Source organism: Advenella sp. FME57 (genome assembly GCF_014897675.1).
Lineage (GTDB): Bacteria > Pseudomonadota > Gammaproteobacteria > Burkholderiales > Burkholderiaceae_B > Advenella.
Genome location: NZ_JABUXU010000014.1, coordinates 66,385 through 85,748 on the forward strand (window position 1 = coordinate 66,385; position 19,364 = coordinate 85,748).

Here is a 19,364-nt window from a genome sequence, read left to right on the forward strand (position 1 = left end):
CGGCTGCATTGAGCGGGCGCGTCATATTGGCGGCATTTCGCTGGTGACATTTCGCGCAACGGTTGGCTAGAATACAAATGTCACGGAACACGACCATCATGCACCCGAAATCTACGGATACCGCGCCCATTCGCTTCGGCTTTCTGCTGCTGCCGCACTTTACGCTGACCGCATTCTCGGGTCTGCTGGACGTCCTGCGTCTGGCCGGAGACGAAGGCGATTACAGCCAGCCGGTTCGCTGCGCCTGGCATGTGGTCGACGAAACGCTGGCGCCGGTGAGCTCATCCAGCACAATCCAGGTGATGCCCTCGGAAAAACTGGGCGATCCTGCGCGCTTCGATTATCTGGTAGTGGTGGGCGGTTTGCTACACACCGGCCTGCCACTGAGTGCCGCCCAGAAACTATTTATACAGCAGGCTGCAGACAAGAACGTTAATCTGGTTGGCGTATGCACCGGGGTTTTTGCGTTGATGCAGGCCGGTGTCATGCAGGATCACCGTATCTGCGTCAGCTGGTTCCACTACTGGGATTTTGTCGAACAGTTCCCACAAGCCGACCCGAATCAGATTGTTGCCGACCGGCTCTACGTTTGTGATCGCCGCCGCATTACCTGCTCCGGAGGGCGTGCGTCCATTGATGTGGCCGCCGAGATTCTGAAGCGACACATGGACGAGGCTATCGTGCAAAAGGCCTTGCGAATCCTGCAGATAGATAATGCCAATTCCCATACGACGCCCCAGCCGCTGCCACCCGGCATCGCACCGGACACCCATCCCGTGGTGCGGCGCGCCATGCTGTTGATGGAGCAGCATATGGGCAAGGCGCTTACGCTGGATGCGCTTGCAGGTAAGCTCAATATTTCAGTGCGGCAACTGGAACGGCTTTTTAAGCAATCATCGGGCATGACTCCACAAGCGTACTCCAGGGGAATTCGCCTGCGCATGGCCGCCTGGATGCTAACCCACTCGACCAAAACCATCGCCGCCATTGCCAGCGCTTGTGGCTTTGCCGATGCGTCACATATGGGACGGGAGTTTCGAAGCACTTTTGAAATGTCTCCTGGCCAGTGGCGCAGCCGGGCCCAGTTGCCAGCATCCCTGCTGGCCGCGCAGAACCCGGATCCGGTCGACTATGTGAGCGAAGTATTTCCCGGACGCCAGGATTTTCACTAAACGATTTGCCGAACTCGAAAACCGCGCAATGATGGCGTAATTATTCCAATCAATAGACGGAAAAGTTCTATCTGCGCAGCGCCCGATTTGCTCTACTTGCAGTCACTGCGCCCGCCCTGATCACGGCGAGACAGGATTGCTACGAGGATATCATGCGCAACCGCTATTCGATTTTCAGTCTGATCCGCAACGGGCTGAGCCATAACGAAAAATGGGGACGTGCCTGGCACAGTCCCGAACCCAAGAACGAATATGACGTGGTTATTGTTGGCGCGGGTGGTCATGGCCTGGCAACCGCCTATTATCTGGCCAAGGCCCATGGGATCCGCAATATTGCTGTTGTGGAAAAAGGCTGGCTGGGTGGCGGCAACACCGCTCGCAATACCACCATTGTGCGCTCCAACTATTTATGGGACGAATCGGCACAGCTCTATGAAAAAGCCATGAAGCTGTGGGAAGGCCTGTCCCAGGAGCTGAACTACAACGTCATGTTCAGCCAGCGTGGCGTGATGAATCTGGCGCATACCCTGCAAGAGGTGCGCGATACCCAGCGACGCATCAATGCCAATCTGTATAACGGCGTTGACGGCCAATGGCTTGACCGCGAACAGATCAGGCAACTGGAGCCGCTGATCAATCTGGACAGCCGCTACCCGGTGCTGGGCGCCTCATTCCAGCCACGTGGCGGCGTCGCGCGACATGACGCGGTCGCCTGGGGTTTTGCCCGTGCGGCCGACCAACTGGGCGTGGATATCATTCAAAACTGCCCCGTGACCAACATCCTTAAAAAGGATGGCGTGGTCCTGGGTGTTGAAACCGGCAAGGGAATCATCCGCGCCAGGAAAGTGGCGGTCGTGGCCGCCGGGCATTCAAGTGTGCTTGCCGATATGGCAGGCATCCGCTTGCCGCTGGAAAGCCATCCATTGCAGGCCCTCGTGTCGGAGCCGGTCAAGCCTGCCATCAGCACCGTGGTCATGTCTAACGCGGTGCATGCGTATATCAGCCAGTCCGATAAAGGCGATCTGGTCATTGGCGCCGGCATTGACCAGTACACAGGCTATGGCCAACGTGGCAGTTTTCAGAGCATCGAACAGACCTTGCAGGCCATTGTGGAGATGTTCCCCAGCTTAAGTCGTGTGCGCATGAACCGGCAATGGGCCGGCATTGTCGACATCAGTCCCGATGCCTGCCCCATCATCTCCAAAACGCCGATCAAAGGACTTTATTTCAATTGTGGCTGGGGTACCGGCGGCTTCAAGGCAACCCCGGGCTCGGGCTGGGTTTTTGCCCACACCATTGCCAACGACGAACCTCATCCGCTGAACGCCCCGTTCTCCATAGACCGCTTCTATACCGGTCATCTCATAGACGAGCACGGCGCCGCTGCCGTTGCGCACTAGGATCACAATCATGCTTGTCATACGATGCCCATGGTGCGGTGAGCGCGCCGAAACCGAGTTCAATTTCGGCGGCCAGGCCGGTATTGAACGCCCCGCCAACCCCGAACACCTGTCCGATGAACAATGGGGCGACTACCTGTTCATGCGCAACAATCCTTTAGGCATCCACCGCGAGCAATGGGTGCATACCCATGGCTGTCGACGCTGGTTTATTGCCGAACGCGACACCCGTCATTATCAATTCAAGTCGGTGGAAAAAATCGGCGCGCCGGGCAAGGAGCAGACATGACGCAGTCACATCGCCTGGCCGATGGCGGCCGTATTGACAGAAACAAACCGCTGCGGTTCCAATTTAACGGCAAATGGTATCTGGGTTACCAGGGCGACACGCTGGCCTCTGCCCTGCTTGCAAATGGCATACACTTTGTCGCTCGCAGTTTCAAGTATCATCGCCCCCGAGGCATCATGACCGCCGGCGTCGAGGAACCCAATGCCATCGTCCAGCTGGAGAACGGCCCATATACCGTTCCCAATGCGCGTGCTACCGAAGTCGAAATCTACGAAGGACTGACTGCGGCCAGCGTCAATGCCCGGCCCGACATTGAACACGATCGGTTTGCGTTCATGCAATATCTGTCGCGCTTTATCCCGGCAGGGTTTTACTATAAAACCTTTATGTGGCCACGACGCTGGTGGGGAAAATATGAAGAACACATCCGCAATGCTGCTGGCCTGGGCAACGTTCCCAGAGAACATGATCCCGATCGCTACGAGAAAACCTATGCCCATTGTGATGTACTGATCGTGGGCGCAGGGCCTGCCGGGCTTGCTGCCGCGCACAGTGCCGCAAGTACGGGCGCACGGGTCATTCTGGTTGATAACCAATCGGAACCGGGCGGCAGCCTGCTGCACACGTGTACCTCTGTCAACGGCACACCCGCCAGACAGTGGCTCGCACAGATCACTGGCGAACTAGCCAGTATGCCTGAGGTCCAGCTATTGTCGCGCGCGACCGCCTTCGGTTATCAGGACCACAACCTGGTTACGGTGTGCGAGCGGCTGACCGATCATCTGCCGCTGCAACAGCGCAAGGGCGTGCGCGAACGCCTGTGGAAAATCCGCGCGGCGCATGTGATTCTGGCCACCGGCGCCCATGAACGCCCGATCGCATTCGGCAACAATGACCTGCCGGGCATTTTGCTGGCTTCGGCGATCAGCACCTATATCTACCGCTTTGGCGTGCTGCCCGGCCGACGCGCCGTGGTATTTACCAACAATGACAGCGCATATCAGACTGCGCTGGACCTGCACCGCAGCGGCGCCCAGGTTGTTGTGGTTGACGCTCGCGCAGCCGATGAAGCAACCGTGCCTCCACGGCTTGCAGAAAAAGGCATACAGATCCTGTGGCAGGCAGTCATCAGCCATGCCAATGGCAAACGTCATATCGACAGCGTGGCCGTGCGCAAGCGGGGCAATCGGGCCGGCAGTGATGCAACAACACACACACTGCCTTGCGATCTGCTTGCCGTGTCCGGCGGATGGAACCCGGTTGTGCATCTGTATGCCCAGTCTGGTGGCAAGCCCCGCTGGCGCGATCTTGACGCCTGCTTCGTACCGGACGGCCAGGTGTCCAGGCAGACAACGATCGGCGCTTGCAACGGTCAATTTGACCTGGCCGGCGCCCTCGATAGCGGCGTACAGGCCGGTCGTCAGGCGGCTGCCACCCTGGGTTGGCAGTCCGATCACGATATCTCGTGGCAGGCAGAACCTGTGCACGCGGGCCACATTGAACCCCTGTGGTCAACGGCCACGGGTCGGGATATAGCGCGCGGCCCCAAGCAGTTTATTGATTTGCAAAATGACGTGACTGTGTCCGACATTTACCTGGCCGTGCGCGAAGGTTATCGCAGCGTCGAACATGTCAAGCGTTATACCGCCATGGGTTTCGGCACCGACCAGGGCAAACTGGGAAACATCAACGGCATGGCCGTACTGGCCGAAGCGCTGGGCCAGACCATACCGGAAACGGGCACGACCACGTTCCGCCCCAACTACACCCCCGTCACTTTCGGTGCCATTGCCGGACGAGAGCTGGGCGACTATTTTGACCCGATCCGCAAGAGCTGCCTGCACCAATGGCATGTTGCGCACGGCGCCGTTTTTGAAGATGTGGGAAACTGGAAGCGTGCGCGCTACTATCCCCGGGACAACGAAACCATGGATGCGGCGGTTGCACGAGAATGCCTGGCCGTGCGAAACAGCGTCGGGCTACTCGATTACAGCACACTCGGTAAAATCGATGTGCGTGGCCCCGACGCCGCGACATTTTTGAATCACATCTACACCAATTCCTGGACCAAACTGGAGCCCGGGCGTTGCCGCTATGGTCTAATGCTCGATGAAAACGGCATGATCCTGGACGATGGCGTCAATCTGCGGCTGGCGGACCAGCATTTCCTGATTTCGACAACCACCAGTGGCGCTGCCAAAGTAATGAGCTGGATGGAGCGATGGCTGCAAACCGAATGGCCTGAACTGAAAGTCTATCTCACATCGCTGACCGACCAATATGCGACGGCGACGGTTGCTGGCCCTTGTGCCCGCAAGGTTCTGCAGCAAGTATGTCATGACATTGACTTTGACAACCAGGCCTTTCCGTTCATGAGTTTCAGGCACGGCAGTATCGATGGTGTGACGGTACGTATCCTGCGTGTCAGCTTCTCGGGTGAGCTGTCCTATGAAGTCTATATGCCCGCCAATTACGGTCATCATATCTGGGAAACGCTGATGCGTGCCGGGGAGCCGTTTGGCATTACGCCATATGGCACCGAGGCCATGCATGTTCTGCGGGCTGAAAAGGGCTTCATTATTGTCGGGCAGGACACCGATGGATCGGCCACCCCCATTGACCTGGGCATGGACGGTATGCTGGCCCAGTCCAAAGACTTTCTGGGCAAGCGCTCGCTGTCGCGCAGCGACACCGCCGGCCCCAATCGCAAGCAATTTGTCGGGCTGCTCTCGGACGACAAGCAAACGGTATTACCTGAAGGCGCGGCCATTCTCAATGAAGCCGCTGGGCCGGGCGTAGTGCCGCTGCAGGGACACGTGACATCAAGCTATCTGAGCCCCACCCTGAAACAGCCGATTGCACTTGCTATGATCAGGAACGGCCTGTCACGCATGCACCAGAAGGTCACTGTTGCGTTGCCCGACGGCACGTTTGCCCAGGCGCACATCTGCAGCCCGGTTTTCTATGATGCCCAAGGAGCACGCCAGCATGTTGAATGAATCCAGGCAACAAACCCCACTGGCAGGCCTGACTGGCGGCGTCAGTGCTTTTGAACACGGATCACCCGAGCGCGTGGCACTGATTGAAGTGCCGTTCGTAAAATTGGTTAATCTGCGTGGCGATCCTGAAAATACTGATTTTACCGCTGCCTTGCAGAATACAATCGGCATCATCTTGCCGACCGAACCCAATACCACAGCAGAAAGTGACCACTATTGCGTCATGTGGCTCTCGCCTGACGAATGGATGATCCGGGCAAAAGGGCCACAAGCTGGCGATCTGCCAACGCGTCTGAACGTGGCTTTGCAAGGTATTTTCTGCGCCGTGACAGACCAGAGCAGCGCCTACAGCGTATTGCAACTGAGCGGCCCGAAAGCCCGCTGCGTTTTGGCCAAAGGCTGCCCGCTGGACCTGCACCCTCGCGTATTTGGCACAGAGCAATGTGCGCAAAGCCATTATTACAAGACCTCCGTGCTGCTGCGCCGCCCCAATGACAGGACTGATGATTGCTGGGAAGTAATAGTGCGGCGAAGTTTTGCCGACTATGCCGTGCGGATGCTGATGGACGGGATGTGGGAGTATACAGAGGGGCGCAATTGACGAGCGAGCGGCTCATGAAGGCAGGCCTTGCTAAAACAACGGCCATGCGTGCTGCTTGCAGTAAATACATTTACCTCCATCCTGGCGATATCAATTGTTTATGCCAAACAGATTCATCTCTATCTGTTGCAAATGCTCAAGCAACCGTTTCCTGGCGAGCTCCGCATCCCGATCAGTAAGCGCTGCTACAATTTCCCGATGTTGAACCTCATAGCAGTTGCGATTTTCGGGGGTGAGAGAGTTGCGTTTGAGCCGCCCCCATTCGCCCTGCGCGCGTACCTGGTTTGTCAGATTCAAAACCTGTACAAAAAAAGAATTATGGGTGGCATGCGCTAGCGCCTTATGCAACTGTTCATCCCAATGTTCAAACTCCTCAATTGTCAGGGCCGCCTCTGAGCGCTCAATGCATTCGGCCATGCGCTGAAAATCCACCACAGTGGCATTCTGGACAATCAGGCCGGGCATCAGCGGTTCGATCAACTGACGGGCAACCATGAGTTCTGCAGGACTGGTGCTGATCGCTGACACCTGATCTTGCGGATCAGGATTGGCCAGCAACGCCGCGCGCTCGGTCACGAAGGTGCCGCTGCCTATACTTTGGCTGATCAATTCCTGCTGACGAAAAAGCGCCAGCACACGCCTTACCGCGCCACGGGAAATATTAAAATGCTCACTGAGTTCACGCTCCGGCGGCAGTTTCATGCCTGGTTTCAGTTTGCCGTCGACGATTTGTCCGGCGAGGTAGTCCGCCAGTTTTTTGCCGCCAAGCAGCCGAATCTGGCTACTGATATTAATTCTGTCTGTCATTGAATCCGTCGAATAAGTATTAGCCATGCGTCAGGAACAGGGCAATAAAAAAGACCAATACAAGCCCACTTTGGTATTTTTATTGTGATAGATTAGCATTTTATCTGACCAATTAATTGGAAAAAATGAAATTTGCCACGTTGAAATATCTAGACAATAGCTCTCCATGCCTGGTGGATACGGATAAGAACCAATTTTGGCCCATATCAGATCTCATTGCCGATTTTAACGGAGATATGAACCAATTGGTATCGCAATATACGGTACTGCGAGATCGCCTGACTCCGGTATCACCAGGGCTGGACTTGGCCAAGGCCACCGTCCTTGCCCCAATACCCCGACCCCGCCGCAATCTTTTCTGTGTGGGTCGCAATTATCACGCGCATGCCCGGGAACTTTCCGACACCGTATTCAGGGACAGTAATAAAAAAGCGGATTCATGGCCCATTGTATTTACCAAAGTTCCCGAATGCGTTATCGGACCCGACCAGACGGTCGTGCTGCCGGGAACTATTTCCACCCAGATTGATTATGAAGCCGAACTGGCAATCATTATCGGCAAGGAAGGTAAAAATATTTCCCGCGAAAACGCCCTGGCTCACGTATTTGGCTACACCATTGTGAACGACGTGACGGCACGTGATATACAAATGCGTCACCAGCAATGGGATCTGGGAAAATCGTTCGATACCTTCTGTCCTATGGGACCATGGATTGTCACCGCCGATGAACTGGATGCAACCAATACGCGTGTACGGTGCTGGGTGAACGAGCAATTGCGCCAGGACGCCTTCACCACAGATCTGATATTCGATTTGCCCACGCTCATCGAAACCTGCTCGCGCGGCATCACGCTTTATCCCGGCGATATTATCGCAACTGGCACGCCTGCCGGTGTTGGCATGGGTATGACACCGCCTCAGTATTTGCGCAGCGCAGACGTCGTAAGAATACAGATAGACGGTATCGGTGAACTGAGCAACCCCTTTGGCTGAACATTTCATTGAAGCCAGAAAAAACGGTACAGTCTGAACATATAACAACTGGCCGTTTCAGCAGACAAGAACATGCAGTGCAGAACCCGATAACAAAGCACTATTCACAATCGCAATTGGTCACGGCAGGAGACACCACCATGGCACCGAAACATAAAAATGCATTGTCACCCAGTAATACGACAACCCGTAAGCTGATACCCCTGTTGCTTGCGCTATCGCTTGCAACCGCATCCCAGGCCCTGGCCCAGTACCCGGAAAGGCCCGTTACCATGATTGTGCCATTTCCGCCTGGTGGCGTTGCCGATACTGTCGCCCGCCCGGTTGCAGATGCCATGTCCAAAGCACTGGGAAAATCTGTTGTCATCGAAAACAAGGCGGGTGCGGGCGGCGCGATCGGCATCGGGGCGGCAGCCCACGCAAAGCCGGATGGCTATACCGTTCTTTTGAGCCTGTCGTCCATTTCAATTCTGCCCGAAGCAGATAAAATTCTTGGCCGAACGCCTGCCTATGGGCTTGATCAGTTCAAGCCGATTGCAAGAATTACTGCAGATCCAACCGTACTTGTGGTCAGGGCTGACGCGCCATGGAAGAGCGCGAAGGATTTTATTGAAGCGGCCAGGGAAAATCCGAAAGGTATCACTTATGGAAGTTCCGGCTTGTATGGAACCATGCACGTTCCAATGGAAATTCTGTCGCAGGCTGCCGGGATCAGTCTTTCACACATTCCCTATACAGGGGCTGGCCCGGCGGTAGCAGGGTTGCTGGGCAACCACGTGCAGGCGCTGGCAACCGGACCGGCCAGCGTCATCCAGCAGATCAAGGCGGGAAAAGTACGGGCGCTGGCACACTGGGGAGACAAGTCAATTGCTTCCATGCCAGATGTACCCAGCCTGAAGTCGCTTGGGCACGACGCCACCTTTATCCAGTGGTCTGGGGTTTTTGTACCCACCGATGCACCAGCCGAGGTCACAGAGACATTGAAAACCAGTTTGGATAAAATCGCTGCCGATCCTGCTTTTGCCAAAACCATCGGCAACACAGGCAGTCCACTGGACTATCTGCCTGCTGACGCCTTTGCCCAATACTGGAAACAGGATGCACAAGGCATTGCAGCAACGGTACAGAAAATGGGAAAAATTGAATAATTGATGGCACTGCACTGGCCTGGCGCGTCACACCGCGATGCTTCATTGGGAAACATGCCAAAGCCAGAAAAACGGGCGCATCGAATCGACACCCTGATTACGTGATCACATCACGCTGTCACGGTGCCCGCCGCACGCGCTCGATTTGTATTTGGCAGGCATTCCCATGCAGGCCGTCGCTGCCCAACGGCACGCCTGCTACATAAAATCGGATACGCTTTCCTTGGTATAAAACTCGATGTAGTCCAGCAGTTTGTCTGATGCCTGAGCCGCTTTATCCGCGTCCTGCTGGCCGATGGCTTGGGCAACATCGGCGTGCAACAGCGCCATGGTTTCCAGGTCATTCGATTTCTTGAAATAAAAATACCAAAATCGACGGGACAACCCATGCATCAGGCGCATGGCCCCTTCTGCAAATTCATTGCGGGCTGCCTTCAATGTCAATTCATTGAGCATTCTGTCCGCTTTCAGGAACTGGTCTACATCGGACAGCCTGGCCGACTCCTTAAATTGCTCATGCAATTGCACAAAGGCAAGTCGTTCCTGGTCCGTGCAGCGCTTTGCCGACATCCGGCAGACCAGTCGCTCAACTTCCCGGCGCGCCTCGAGCAGTTTCAACTGTTTGCGAATATTGATCTCGGGAATAAACAAGCCGCGCTGAGGCAAAACGATAATCAGATGCTCGCGGGCCAGTCGCTGCACCGCTTCCCGTACCGGTGTGCGACCAATTTCGGTCAACTCGCACAGTTGCTGTTCCGAAACAGAACAGCCCGGCTCCAGTACCAGCATGGTAATGGCCTGTTCAAGCTTTTGATAGGCAATATCGGTCAGTTTGACTTTGGGTTGAAGCGAAACGAGTTCCGCAACAAGGTCTTGATTATTCTGTAGATTCGATGCGTTATTTGAGGCCATGATGTCACGAAAAGGTTGACCGGAAAAAAATCGTTTTTCTTCCGGCTATTGTGAAAAATCACACACGTGAGTATTATACAACTAATATATTTGTTGCTCACATCATTTTAATCGACTTGCTTTTTCTGGTCATTCATCAATAACAACACTATGGATACATTGATTCACGGCGCGGGCCCCATCAAAATCATCGCTATACACGGCATACAGGGGACTAACCGCGTCTGGCTGCCGCTGGCAGCCCAACTGGCTAACCACTGCACATTCATTTTGCCGAACCTGCCGGGACGAGGCGCTCAGAAAGACTGCTCTGAACGGGACATGACCCTGGAGTCGTTTACAAGTGTGATTGAAGACACCGTACACAAGTATATCAATGATGACCAGTCTTATTGCCTTGCCGGCTGGAGCATGGGCGTTAGTGTTGCCCTCGCCTTTGCCGGCCGTGCACAGGCAAAACGACCCGATAAAATGATTTTGCTGTCCGGGGTACCGGATATCAGCCAGGTCTCCTGGTTTACGCAAACGACACAAGCAAGTTTACTTGACGAGATCAGCGAACGCGAACAACGGCTGAAACTGCAGGACGCGGCCGGGCACCATGCAGTCATGTGGACCTGGCAATCCATTGCCAGGCGCTCAATGCGCGAACAGTGCAAGTTGGTGGACGTCCCCTGCCTGATTATGAGCGGCACCCGGGATGAAGATTCACCCTTGCCGCTAGTTGCCCAGTTTCGCGACCTGCTTGCGAACCCAACTTTTCTCACGATAGAAAATGCGGGCCATTCTATTCTGACTGAGAACACCGCCGCCGTCTCAGCCGGATTTACCGACTTTCTCAATCTGGAGTAATGCATGAATTTTGACGACCATCTGTTTTTCTGCGCCCCCTCTCGCCTTATCATCAGGGAAGGGGCCAGACATGAGCTGCCTGCCCTGCTGGCCAAACTGGGCTACCACAACGGCATACTGGTTACCGATCGCTATTTCGCGGAACAGACGCCGTGGGTCAACGAATATGTGCAAGCTGCCAGCAAATGCGGGATCAGCACTTACGTCTACAGCGACGGCGAACCGGACCCATCCACGACACTGTGTGATCAGGCGACGCAGCACATCCTTGCCCAGACACAGGGCCAGACGCCTGATCATGTCATCGCGCTGGGCGGCGGCAGCAATATGGATCTGGCCAAAGCGCTGACACTGACATTACGCAGCAAAAAACCGGTCACGCACTATAAAGATGGCATTGGCAACGACGAACCACTGCCCTTTATCGCCATGCCCACAACGTCGGGCACGGCCTCGGAAGTCACCCCAGGCGCCATTCTGATCGACCCCGACAACGCGACAAAGATTGCCTTGATGGATAATCGCTTACGGCCATTCATTGCTCTTATCGATCCACAGTTCACCTATACCTGTCCGCCTCGCGTGACTGCCGACTCGGGCATCGACGCGCTGATCCACGCCATCGAGTCCTATGTCACCATGGATTCGAACCAGTTTGAGCGCAACAACAATCCGGATCCAGGCTACAGTGGTCGCACCCACTTGAGCAAGATGTTCGCTCGCGAATCCATTACGCTTTGCGCCCGGCACCTGCGACAGGCTTACCTGAACGGCGCCGACTCGCAGGCGCGCATCGGCATGAGTTACGCCAGCGTGTTTGCCGGCCTGTCTTATGGCAGCGCAGGATTGAACGCGGTTCATGGCATCGCGTACAGTATTGCCGGATTGACCCATGAAACGCACGGCCGCACCAACGCAGTCATTCTTCCCTATGTTTTGTATGAGTTGCGCGACAGACGCATGCAGGAACTCAAAGAAATTGCCGCCATATTTGGCGTAACTGGACAGGGAAACAAGCAGGAACAGGACACGGTTTTGCAACTGGTGCAAACACTTCAGACGCTGGTCAGCGAGCTGGGCATTCCCAATAACCTGAAAGATTTTGGCATCAAAGAAGTCGATCTGCCGCGTCTGTACGCAGATGCAATGAGCGTGACCCGTCTGCGCAACGCTTTCCCCGTCCCGGATACGTCTGCGTCATATCTGCGCATTATTGCAAATGCATGGGCTGGCGACTTTACCGACGCACCGGTCCCTGTTCTGCAGCTAGAGCAGGACAGCCAAGTGGCTTAGGCCTCCGAATAACTTGCACACGCACCCGCCTGGGTGCTGCTGCGCGTTGCCCTGCCCTTTCAAAAAATCCACACACAGTGGCGCATCACATATCGGCTGAACAGGGGCAGCCAGCGCTCCTGCTCATACCAATCGGGCCGCTCCGACAGCCGAGCCTGCCTGCGCGGGACCTCCGGCGTCTTGCAAATACGCATGCCCACCTTCATTGCGACTGTGATCGATCCGCTTGATTTTTTCAGATGAACCGGCGCGAACCGGATTATGCATTCAATGCCTGAACCAGCGCCGGCACGCCCTGTGCCCAGGCCCCTGCCGCAATGATCACGCCTATCGCCATATCACATTCATGATATATTTCTATTGCATTTCAGTGGTATATCAGTTAAATTCAATAAAAATATATTGACAAGGAGACAGGCAATGGCATCTATACCTATTACGCCATCGGATATTTCAGGCCGTATGGAACGGCTCCCAATGACAAGCTATCAAACCAAGCTATTCTGTATTATTGCGACCGCTTGGTTCTTTGATTCGATGGACCTGGGCGTCATGACTTTTATACTGGGGTCGATCAAAGCCGAGTTCGGTCTGAGCATTGCCCAGACCGGGATTGTGGCCAGCGCCAGTTTTCTTGGCATGCTGATCGGCGCCGCTGTTGCCGGCATCTTGGCCGACCGGTTTGGCCGCAAACCCGTCTTCCAGGTCAGTATGGTGTTCTGGGGCCTCGGCAGTCTGTTCTGCGGTCTATCGACCGATGTCAACATGCTGATTGCCAGTCGCATCGTTCTGGGTTTCGGCATGGGCATGGAATTTCCGGTCGGTCTGTCGATCGTATCGGAAATTGTCCCCTCCAACCGCCGCGGCAGGTATCTGGCCATCCTGGAAGGTTTCTGGCCTATCGGCTTCATCTGTTCCGGTCTGCTGAGCTATCTATTGCTGGAGCCCATCGGCTGGCGCGGTATTTTCTTTGTGCTGGCAGTCCCTGCTGTGTTCGTTTTCTATATCCGCCGTCACGTTCCTGAATCGCCACGCTGGCTGTCTGACTCCGGGCAAAGCGAAAAAGCCGACAGCGTCATGACCATCATGGAAAATCATGTGCGCAAAACGCTTAACAACAAGGAGTTGCCTCCCGTTGTCTCACTGCCGGCCGCTGCCGCGCAGCCTGCTTCGGGCAACAGCTTCTCTGAGTTGTGGAAGGGCGACTACGGACGCCGCACCCTGATGCTGTGGATCCTGTGGTTCTTTGCACTGATGGGCTATTACGGCCTGACCAGCTGGCTTGGCGCATTGCTGCAGCAGGCCGGTTACGAAGTGACCAAATCCGTGCAATACACCGTCACTATTTCACTGGCAGGCATTCCCGGCTTTATCTTCGCTTCCTGGATTATCGAAAAAATCGGCCGCAAGCCTACGTGTGTTCTGTTGCTGCTGGGCAGTGCCGTTTCGGTATACATCTACGGGCACGTGGCAAGCGTCAAGGGTGAACTTCACTATCTGATGATGTCCGGCATGTTCATGCAGTTCTGTCTTTTTGGCATGTGGTCCATTCTGTACGCCTATACCCCTGAGTTGTATCCGACCCGCATCCGTGCCACCGGCGCCGGCTTTGCTTCAGCCATTGGTCGGCTGGGCTCTTTTGTGGGTCCCTTTGCCGTCGGCATTCTTCTGCCTGTGGCAGGACAGACTGGCGTGTTTACGCTAGGTGCAGTCTCATTTGTCATCGCTGCTGTGGTTGTCATCGTACTGGGCGTGGAGACCCGTGGCCGGGCACTGGAAGACATATCCGGTTAAGGCACCGTTCACTGTTTGCAATTGAGATTTTATTTCAGGAGTAATTATTATGATGACCGAAAGGCAACGAAAATTTCGCGAACAATATCAAAGCGATATCAGTCCCTTGTATAACGGCCTGGTGCACATCGGCGTGATGTATGCGGTTGGTATAGCCGCAGTCATCTATTGCCTATCGCAACTGACAACGGCTACCTGGGAGTATTTATTGATTATTCCCGTTTTCCTGGCGGGCAACTTCGTCGAATGGGCAATGCATACCTACGTAATGCACAAGCGTATCGACGTCTTTGCCCTGCGTGCCATTTACGAAAGACATACCCGGCAACATCATCAGTATTTCACTGACAATGACATTACGATAGATTCGAGCCGCGAATTCAGGATTGTCTTTTTTCCATGGCGGGTCTTGCTCACGCTTGGCGTCGGTGGCCTGTTCCTGGGCTATCTGGCGTCGGTCATTATCAATCCCAATGCCGGTTATGTTGTTTTCCTGACAATGGTACTGCAGTATCTGGTTTATGAGACCTTCCATTACTGCTGCCACGTCCATGACAACTGGTTCGTCAGAAATGTGCCCTTTATCAATACTATCCGACGCCATCACACAGCCCATCATAATATGGGGCTGATGATGCATTACAACATGAACCTGACTTTCCCAATTGCAGACTGGTTCATGAAATCCAGCGATCTTGATCGCGGACTGCTTGGCCACCTGTTCAATGGCTACAGTGAAAAACATATCAAGGAAGAGCTCAAACCGATCATCAGAAAATATCGAAACGATGATGCCAGCGTCAGCCTGGATGGGCCCAACCTCACGTCGGAAGAGCAAAGCGTGCTGGACCGCGCAATGGCTCGTTGATCCCGGCCTGGCCGCCGATCTGCCTGTACCAGTCCAAGCGGATACGATACAGGCCGCAGCGCGGTGCGCCAGATAGATCTATACACGCCCTGTATCCGGTACCGGATACAGGGCTTTGCTATTGCGTCACCTGAACCGGCAGACCTTCACGACGCAGCACCCTGCCCGGGCGTTGTCCACTCGGTCGACCATCCTCCCACACGACCTTGCCGTTGACCAGGACCGTGCTGATGCCAATGGCAGCAGCCACAGGGTGGGCGAAGGTTGACGCCTCAGCCACCGTTTTCGCATCAAACAGTGTGACATCGGCAAACGCGCCCTGCCGAATGACGCCACGGTCGGTCAGGCCGAACTTGCCTGCAGTCAATCCAGTCATTTTATGCAGCGCCTTCTCCAGGGAAAACAGCCCCAGGCCACGGCTGTAATGGCCGAGCACCCGTGGAAAGCTTCCCCATAGTCGGGGATGGGGTTTTTCATCATGAGGCAGGCCATCGGAGCCGATCATCGTGTCATCAAACTGCAGGATGCGCTGTACGTCGGCGTCATCCATCCGATAGTAAATCGCACCGGCGGGCAACAATTTCTCGATGGCCTCTTCGGTGCTTACATTCAATCTGCTTGCGATCTGCGTCAAATCCTGCCCGGCCATCTCCGGCAGACCTTTTGACCAGGTCACCGTTACCCGTGTCGAATTGGCCACCAGCTTTGCCGACAAGATAGTAGAAGAGGCGTCGTATGGATAGCAATCAAGACAAATAGGCTGCCTGGTCATATGGTCAGCGATATACGCCAGCGTTTCGGCCGAGCGACCGTGATTCTGAACGCCAACCACTTTATGATGCGAAATAACGACGGGCACGCCAACCTGCCGTCCGATCAGGAACGACTCTTCCAGTGATTCGATGACACGATCCCCCTCATCGCGCATATGCGTGCAATAAATGCCGCCATAGCGCGCCAATGGAGCGCAAACGTCAATCACTTCCTGCGTGGGCGCAGCCACCGCGGGCGGATAGACCAGCCCAGTGGACACACCAATGGCGCCGGCCTCCATGGCTTCGACGACCAGCTCCTGCATCGCTGATATTTCGCTTTCGGTTGCCGCTCTGGTAACGTCGCCCATCGTTGCAACGCGCAAGGTCGAATGACCGACCAACATGGCGCAATTGGTGGCGGCCGGGTGGGCGCTCAGTTCGCTGACGTATTGCGCGAAACTGCGAAACCGGAACCAGCCGCCTTGCTCATCCAGCAGATTCAGCGGCGGCGTTACCGGATCAGGAATTTTCCGAGGCATTGGCGCCAGAGAAATGCCGCAATTGCCGCCAATCACGGTTGTGATTCCCTGGCTTACCTTGGGCGCCATATCCCCATCTGACAGCATCAGTCTGTCATCGTGAGTATGGGCATCGATGAACCCCGGGCAAACGATCAGGCCGCTGGCATCAATCACTTTATCTGCCGTCGCCTGCGACAAATCGCCAATGTGCGCGATGCGCTCGCCCAGGATGGCAACGTCGGCGGTAAAACGCGCGCTGCCAGTGCCGTCGACCACATCGCCATTTACAATCAAAACATCATAATGTGTGTTCATTTCTGACCTCTAAAATTTTTGGATGTCTTGGGAGAATGGACATCGCTCACGCCGGCAATTGTGCCTGATCCCCTGCTTCGGACACGGCACGAAAATTCTGGAAATCCCAGTGCCTGCCGGGTGCGGCATCGATCAGCGATCGGGTATAGGGTTGCGTTGGCGTCGTCAAGACGGTATGGGCCTTGCCCGATTCGACAATTTTTCCCTGTTGCATGACGATGATGGAATCGCAAATCTGCGCAGCAACCCGCAAGTCATGTGTAATAAACAGCACGCCGACGCCCGTGCGTTCGCGCACTTCATCCAGCAGTGCAAGTACCTGCGCCTGAACCGAGACATCGAGCGCAGACACCGCCTCGTCGGCGACCAGGATATCGGGCTCCAGCGCCAGCGCCCTGGCAATGCAGATACGCTGTCGTTGTCCGCCAGAAAATTGATGAGGATATCGCTGCAATGCATCTTTGGTCAGGCCCACAAGCTGCATCAACTCGGCCGCCCTGTCCATCGCGGTATTTTTTGACATGCCGAAATTGAGCAGTCCCTCGATGATCGAGTCGCCCACCGTAATACGCGGGTTCAGGGAGCGATAGGGATCCTGAAAGACAATCTGGATACGCTGGCGCATGGGCCGCAACTGGCTGCCCGAGAGCTGCGCAATATCCCGGCCCTTGATATGGATCTGGCCCGAACTCGGTTGCAGCAGCCTGACGATACAGCGTGCAACGGTTGATTTGCCGGAGCCGGACTCGCCCACAATCCCGACAATTTCTCCACGATTCAGGGTCAGGTTGATATTGTTGGCAGCAGTGATATGGCGTCCGGTTCCCCATAGCTTTTTTTCAGAATAGGTTTTAACCAGGCCCGACACATCCAGCACCTTTTCTCCGTTGTTCTGTTCACGCTGCTTGGGCATCAGGCTGGGTACCGAAGATACCAGCATGCGACTGTACGCATTCGCGGGGTTTCTCAGGATAGCGTCACGCGTGCCTGTTTCCATGATCTCGCCCTTGTTCATCACCACAATCCGATCGGCAATTTCTGCAACCACGCCAAAATCGTGCGTGATAAACAGCACGGCCATATTGTTTTTTATCTGAAGTTCACGGATCAGCAGCAAAATCTGTTTCTGGGTAGTGACATCCAGCGCCGTGGTCGGTTCATCGGCAATCAGCAGCCTGGGCTGCAGAATCAGCGCCATTGAAATGACGACCCGCTGCCGCTGCCCGCCAGACAACTGGTGCGGATAAGCGTCGTAGATACGTTCAGGATCGGGCATATGAACCGATTCAAGCATAAGCAGTACCGCCTGGCGACGTTGTTTTGCAGACATATTGCTATGGATCCGTAGTACCTCGTCAATTTGTCGCCCCACCTTCTGCACTGGATTGAGCGCAGTCATTGGCTCCTGGAAAATCATCGACATTCTGGTGGCCCGCAGCTCGCGCAGACGCTTCGCACTGGCTTTCAGTACGTCTTCTCCATCGAGCAGGATGCTACCGTTGCACGCTTGCAGGCTGTCCTGGCCCAGCAGGCCCATCACGGTATAGGAGGATACCGATTTGCCTGATCCCGACTCGCCCACCACACAGAGCGTTTCACCCGCAAATACATCAAAGCTGACGTTATTGACCACACGTTTTTCCGTGCTTGCGCTTGCAACACGCACCGAAAGATCGCGCACCCGCAGCACCGGTTCCGCTGCATTTTCCGTGTTTTTGATAGTGTCTTGATTCATGATTTTTTTGCCATTCTTGGATCCAGCACATCACGCAATACATCGCCCAGGATATTGACGCAGAGCAATGTCAGTGCGAGCAGGATACCGGGATATAGGATCAATCCCGGCAGCAAGCGAAAATACATGCGCCCCTCGGACATCATATTGCCCCACGATGGAATCTCCGGCGGCAGCCCGGCGCCCAGGAAACTTAAGGTCGCCTCGGTAAGAATGGCGGCAGCAAAAATATAGGTGCCCTGCACGATCAGCGGCGCCACGGTATTGGGAATCATATGGCGCCACAGAATGGTGCGCACCCGTGTACCCAGAGAAACGGCTGCCTCTACATAGGGCTCGGCACGCACCGACAGAATCACGCCACGCACCAGTCGCACCACACGCGGAATTTCGGGAATCGTAATGGCGACGAGGACCGTGGCCAGACTACCACCGGTGAGCGACACCAGGGCGATGGCCAGCAGGATGCCGGGAATGGCCATGATGCCGTCCATCACCCGCATGATGATGCCATCGGCAAATTTGAAATAACCGGCAATCACCCCGATGAACAAACCGGCGATCAGGCTCATCACAGTGGCGCCGATACCGACGATCAGGGAAACCCGGGCACCGTACAGTGCGCGTGAATAGGTATCGCGTCCGAAAGCATCGGTTCCCAGCCAGTGCGCGGACGACACTTTGGCCAGTCTTTCAGCCGGATTGATGGCCACCGGGTCTATGGTGCCAAGTAAGGGCGCGCATACGGCCACAAAAATGATAAGCACGAACATTACAAATGCAATCAGGACCGGAATACTGCCAAGCGCCGCGCGCAGCTGGCCGGGCAAAGTCGAATAATGTTCCGCAACTGGCTGCCCTGGGGCCGAAACCGGCAGCGTTTCTGAAGAGAGTGGGATAGTCATGGT

The 19,364-nt window shown here is 55.3% G+C and carries 16 protein-coding genes; 11 read left to right on the forward strand and 5 right to left on the reverse strand.

Annotated elements, in window-relative coordinates:
- The first annotated feature begins 98 nt into the window (after positions 1 to 98).
- The 5 genes from INT32_RS16075 (at position 99) to INT32_RS16095 (ending at position 6,461) form a co-directional block, all read left to right on the forward strand.
- Positions 99 to 1,172 (forward strand): GlxA family transcriptional regulator, encoded by a 1,074-nt coding sequence (locus INT32_RS16075; protein ID WP_193089731.1) that lies wholly within the window; start codon positions 99 to 101, stop codon positions 1,170 to 1,172.
- Between the two features lie 152 nt (positions 1,173 to 1,324).
- Entirely contained in the window at positions 1,325 to 2,572 is a 1,248-nt protein-coding gene (locus INT32_RS16080; protein ID WP_193089732.1) for a sarcosine oxidase subunit beta family protein, read from the forward strand.
- 10 nt (positions 2,573 to 2,582) lie between these two features.
- Positions 2,583 to 2,861, forward strand: coding sequence for a sarcosine oxidase subunit delta (locus INT32_RS16085; protein WP_193089733.1), 279 nt, complete (start codon positions 2,583 to 2,585; stop codon positions 2,859 to 2,861).
- Positions 2,858 to 5,860, forward strand: coding sequence for a sarcosine oxidase subunit alpha family protein (locus tag INT32_RS16090; protein ID WP_193089734.1), 3,003 nt, complete (start codon positions 2,858 to 2,860; stop codon positions 5,858 to 5,860). Before INT32_RS16085 ends, INT32_RS16090 begins: the two co-directional genes overlap by 4 nt.
- Positions 5,850 to 6,461: a sarcosine oxidase subunit gamma gene (locus INT32_RS16095; RefSeq protein WP_193089735.1), complete on the forward strand. Its 612-nt coding sequence runs from the start codon at positions 5,850 to 5,852 to the stop codon at positions 6,459 to 6,461. Before INT32_RS16090 ends, INT32_RS16095 begins: the two co-directional genes overlap by 11 nt.
- A 90-nt stretch (positions 6,462 to 6,551) precedes the next feature.
- Here INT32_RS16095 and INT32_RS16100 read toward each other — a convergent pair whose 3' ends face one another.
- Positions 6,552 to 7,268, reverse strand: coding sequence for a FadR/GntR family transcriptional regulator (locus INT32_RS16100; protein ID WP_193089736.1), 717 nt, complete (start codon positions 7,266 to 7,268; stop codon positions 6,552 to 6,554).
- A gap of 125 nt (positions 7,269 to 7,393) precedes the next feature.
- On the opposite strand from INT32_RS16100, the gene INT32_RS16105 reads away from it, so the two are divergent.
- Together INT32_RS16105 and INT32_RS16110 are read left to right on the forward strand one after the other, a co-directional pair.
- On the forward strand, positions 7,394 to 8,263 hold the full coding sequence (locus INT32_RS16105) for a fumarylacetoacetate hydrolase family protein (RefSeq protein WP_193089737.1): 870 nt from the start codon (positions 7,394 to 7,396) through the stop codon (positions 8,261 to 8,263).
- A gap of 140 nt (positions 8,264 to 8,403) precedes the next feature.
- Complete coding sequence (locus tag INT32_RS16110; protein ID WP_193089738.1) at positions 8,404 to 9,411, forward strand: tripartite tricarboxylate transporter substrate binding protein; 1,008 nt, start codon at positions 8,404 to 8,406, stop codon at positions 9,409 to 9,411.
- Positions 9,412 to 9,609: 198 nt separating this feature from the next.
- Here the strand turns inward: INT32_RS16110 and INT32_RS16115 are convergent, their stop codons facing one another.
- On the reverse strand, positions 9,610 to 10,323 hold the full coding sequence (locus INT32_RS16115) for a GntR family transcriptional regulator (RefSeq protein WP_193089739.1): 714 nt from the start codon (positions 10,321 to 10,323) through the stop codon (positions 9,610 to 9,612).
- A 150-nt stretch (positions 10,324 to 10,473) separates the two neighbouring features.
- On the opposite strand from INT32_RS16115, the gene INT32_RS16120 reads away from it, so the two are divergent.
- The 4 genes from INT32_RS16120 (at position 10,474) to INT32_RS16135 (ending at position 15,130) form a co-directional block, all read left to right on the forward strand.
- On the forward strand, positions 10,474 to 11,175 hold the full coding sequence (locus tag INT32_RS16120) for an alpha/beta fold hydrolase (RefSeq protein ID WP_193089740.1): 702 nt from the start codon (positions 10,474 to 10,476) through the stop codon (positions 11,173 to 11,175).
- Between the two features lie 3 nt (positions 11,176 to 11,178).
- Entirely contained in the window at positions 11,179 to 12,468 is a 1,290-nt protein-coding gene (locus INT32_RS16125; protein WP_193089741.1) for an iron-containing alcohol dehydrogenase, read from the forward strand.
- A gap of 420 nt (positions 12,469 to 12,888) precedes the next feature.
- Entirely contained in the window at positions 12,889 to 14,262 is a 1,374-nt protein-coding gene (locus INT32_RS16130) for an MFS transporter (RefSeq protein WP_193089742.1), read from the forward strand.
- A gap of 49 nt (positions 14,263 to 14,311) precedes the next feature.
- Positions 14,312 to 15,130, forward strand: a complete 819-nt coding sequence (locus INT32_RS16135; protein ID WP_193089743.1) for a fatty acid hydroxylase family protein — start codon at positions 14,312 to 14,314, stop codon at positions 15,128 to 15,130.
- Between the two features lie 118 nt (positions 15,131 to 15,248).
- On the opposite strand, the gene INT32_RS16140 is transcribed toward INT32_RS16135, so the two are convergent.
- From INT32_RS16140 to INT32_RS16150, 3 genes are read right to left on the reverse strand one after another with little or no spacing between them, the layout of a single operon-like run.
- Entirely contained in the window at positions 15,249 to 16,721 is a 1,473-nt protein-coding gene (locus INT32_RS16140; RefSeq protein ID WP_193089744.1) for an amidohydrolase family protein, read from the reverse strand.
- 46 nt (positions 16,722 to 16,767) lie between these two features.
- Positions 16,768 to 18,456, reverse strand: coding sequence for an ABC transporter ATP-binding protein (locus INT32_RS16145; RefSeq protein WP_193089745.1), 1,689 nt, complete (start codon positions 18,454 to 18,456; stop codon positions 16,768 to 16,770).
- Positions 18,453 to 19,361 carry an ABC transporter permease gene (locus INT32_RS16150; RefSeq protein ID WP_193089746.1) on the reverse strand — a complete coding sequence of 303 codons (909 nt, stop codon included), beginning with the start codon at positions 19,359 to 19,361 and terminating at the stop codon, positions 18,453 to 18,455. The genes INT32_RS16145 and INT32_RS16150 overlap by 4 nt, the downstream gene beginning before the upstream one ends.
- Positions 19,362 to 19,364: the final 3 nt, after the last annotated feature.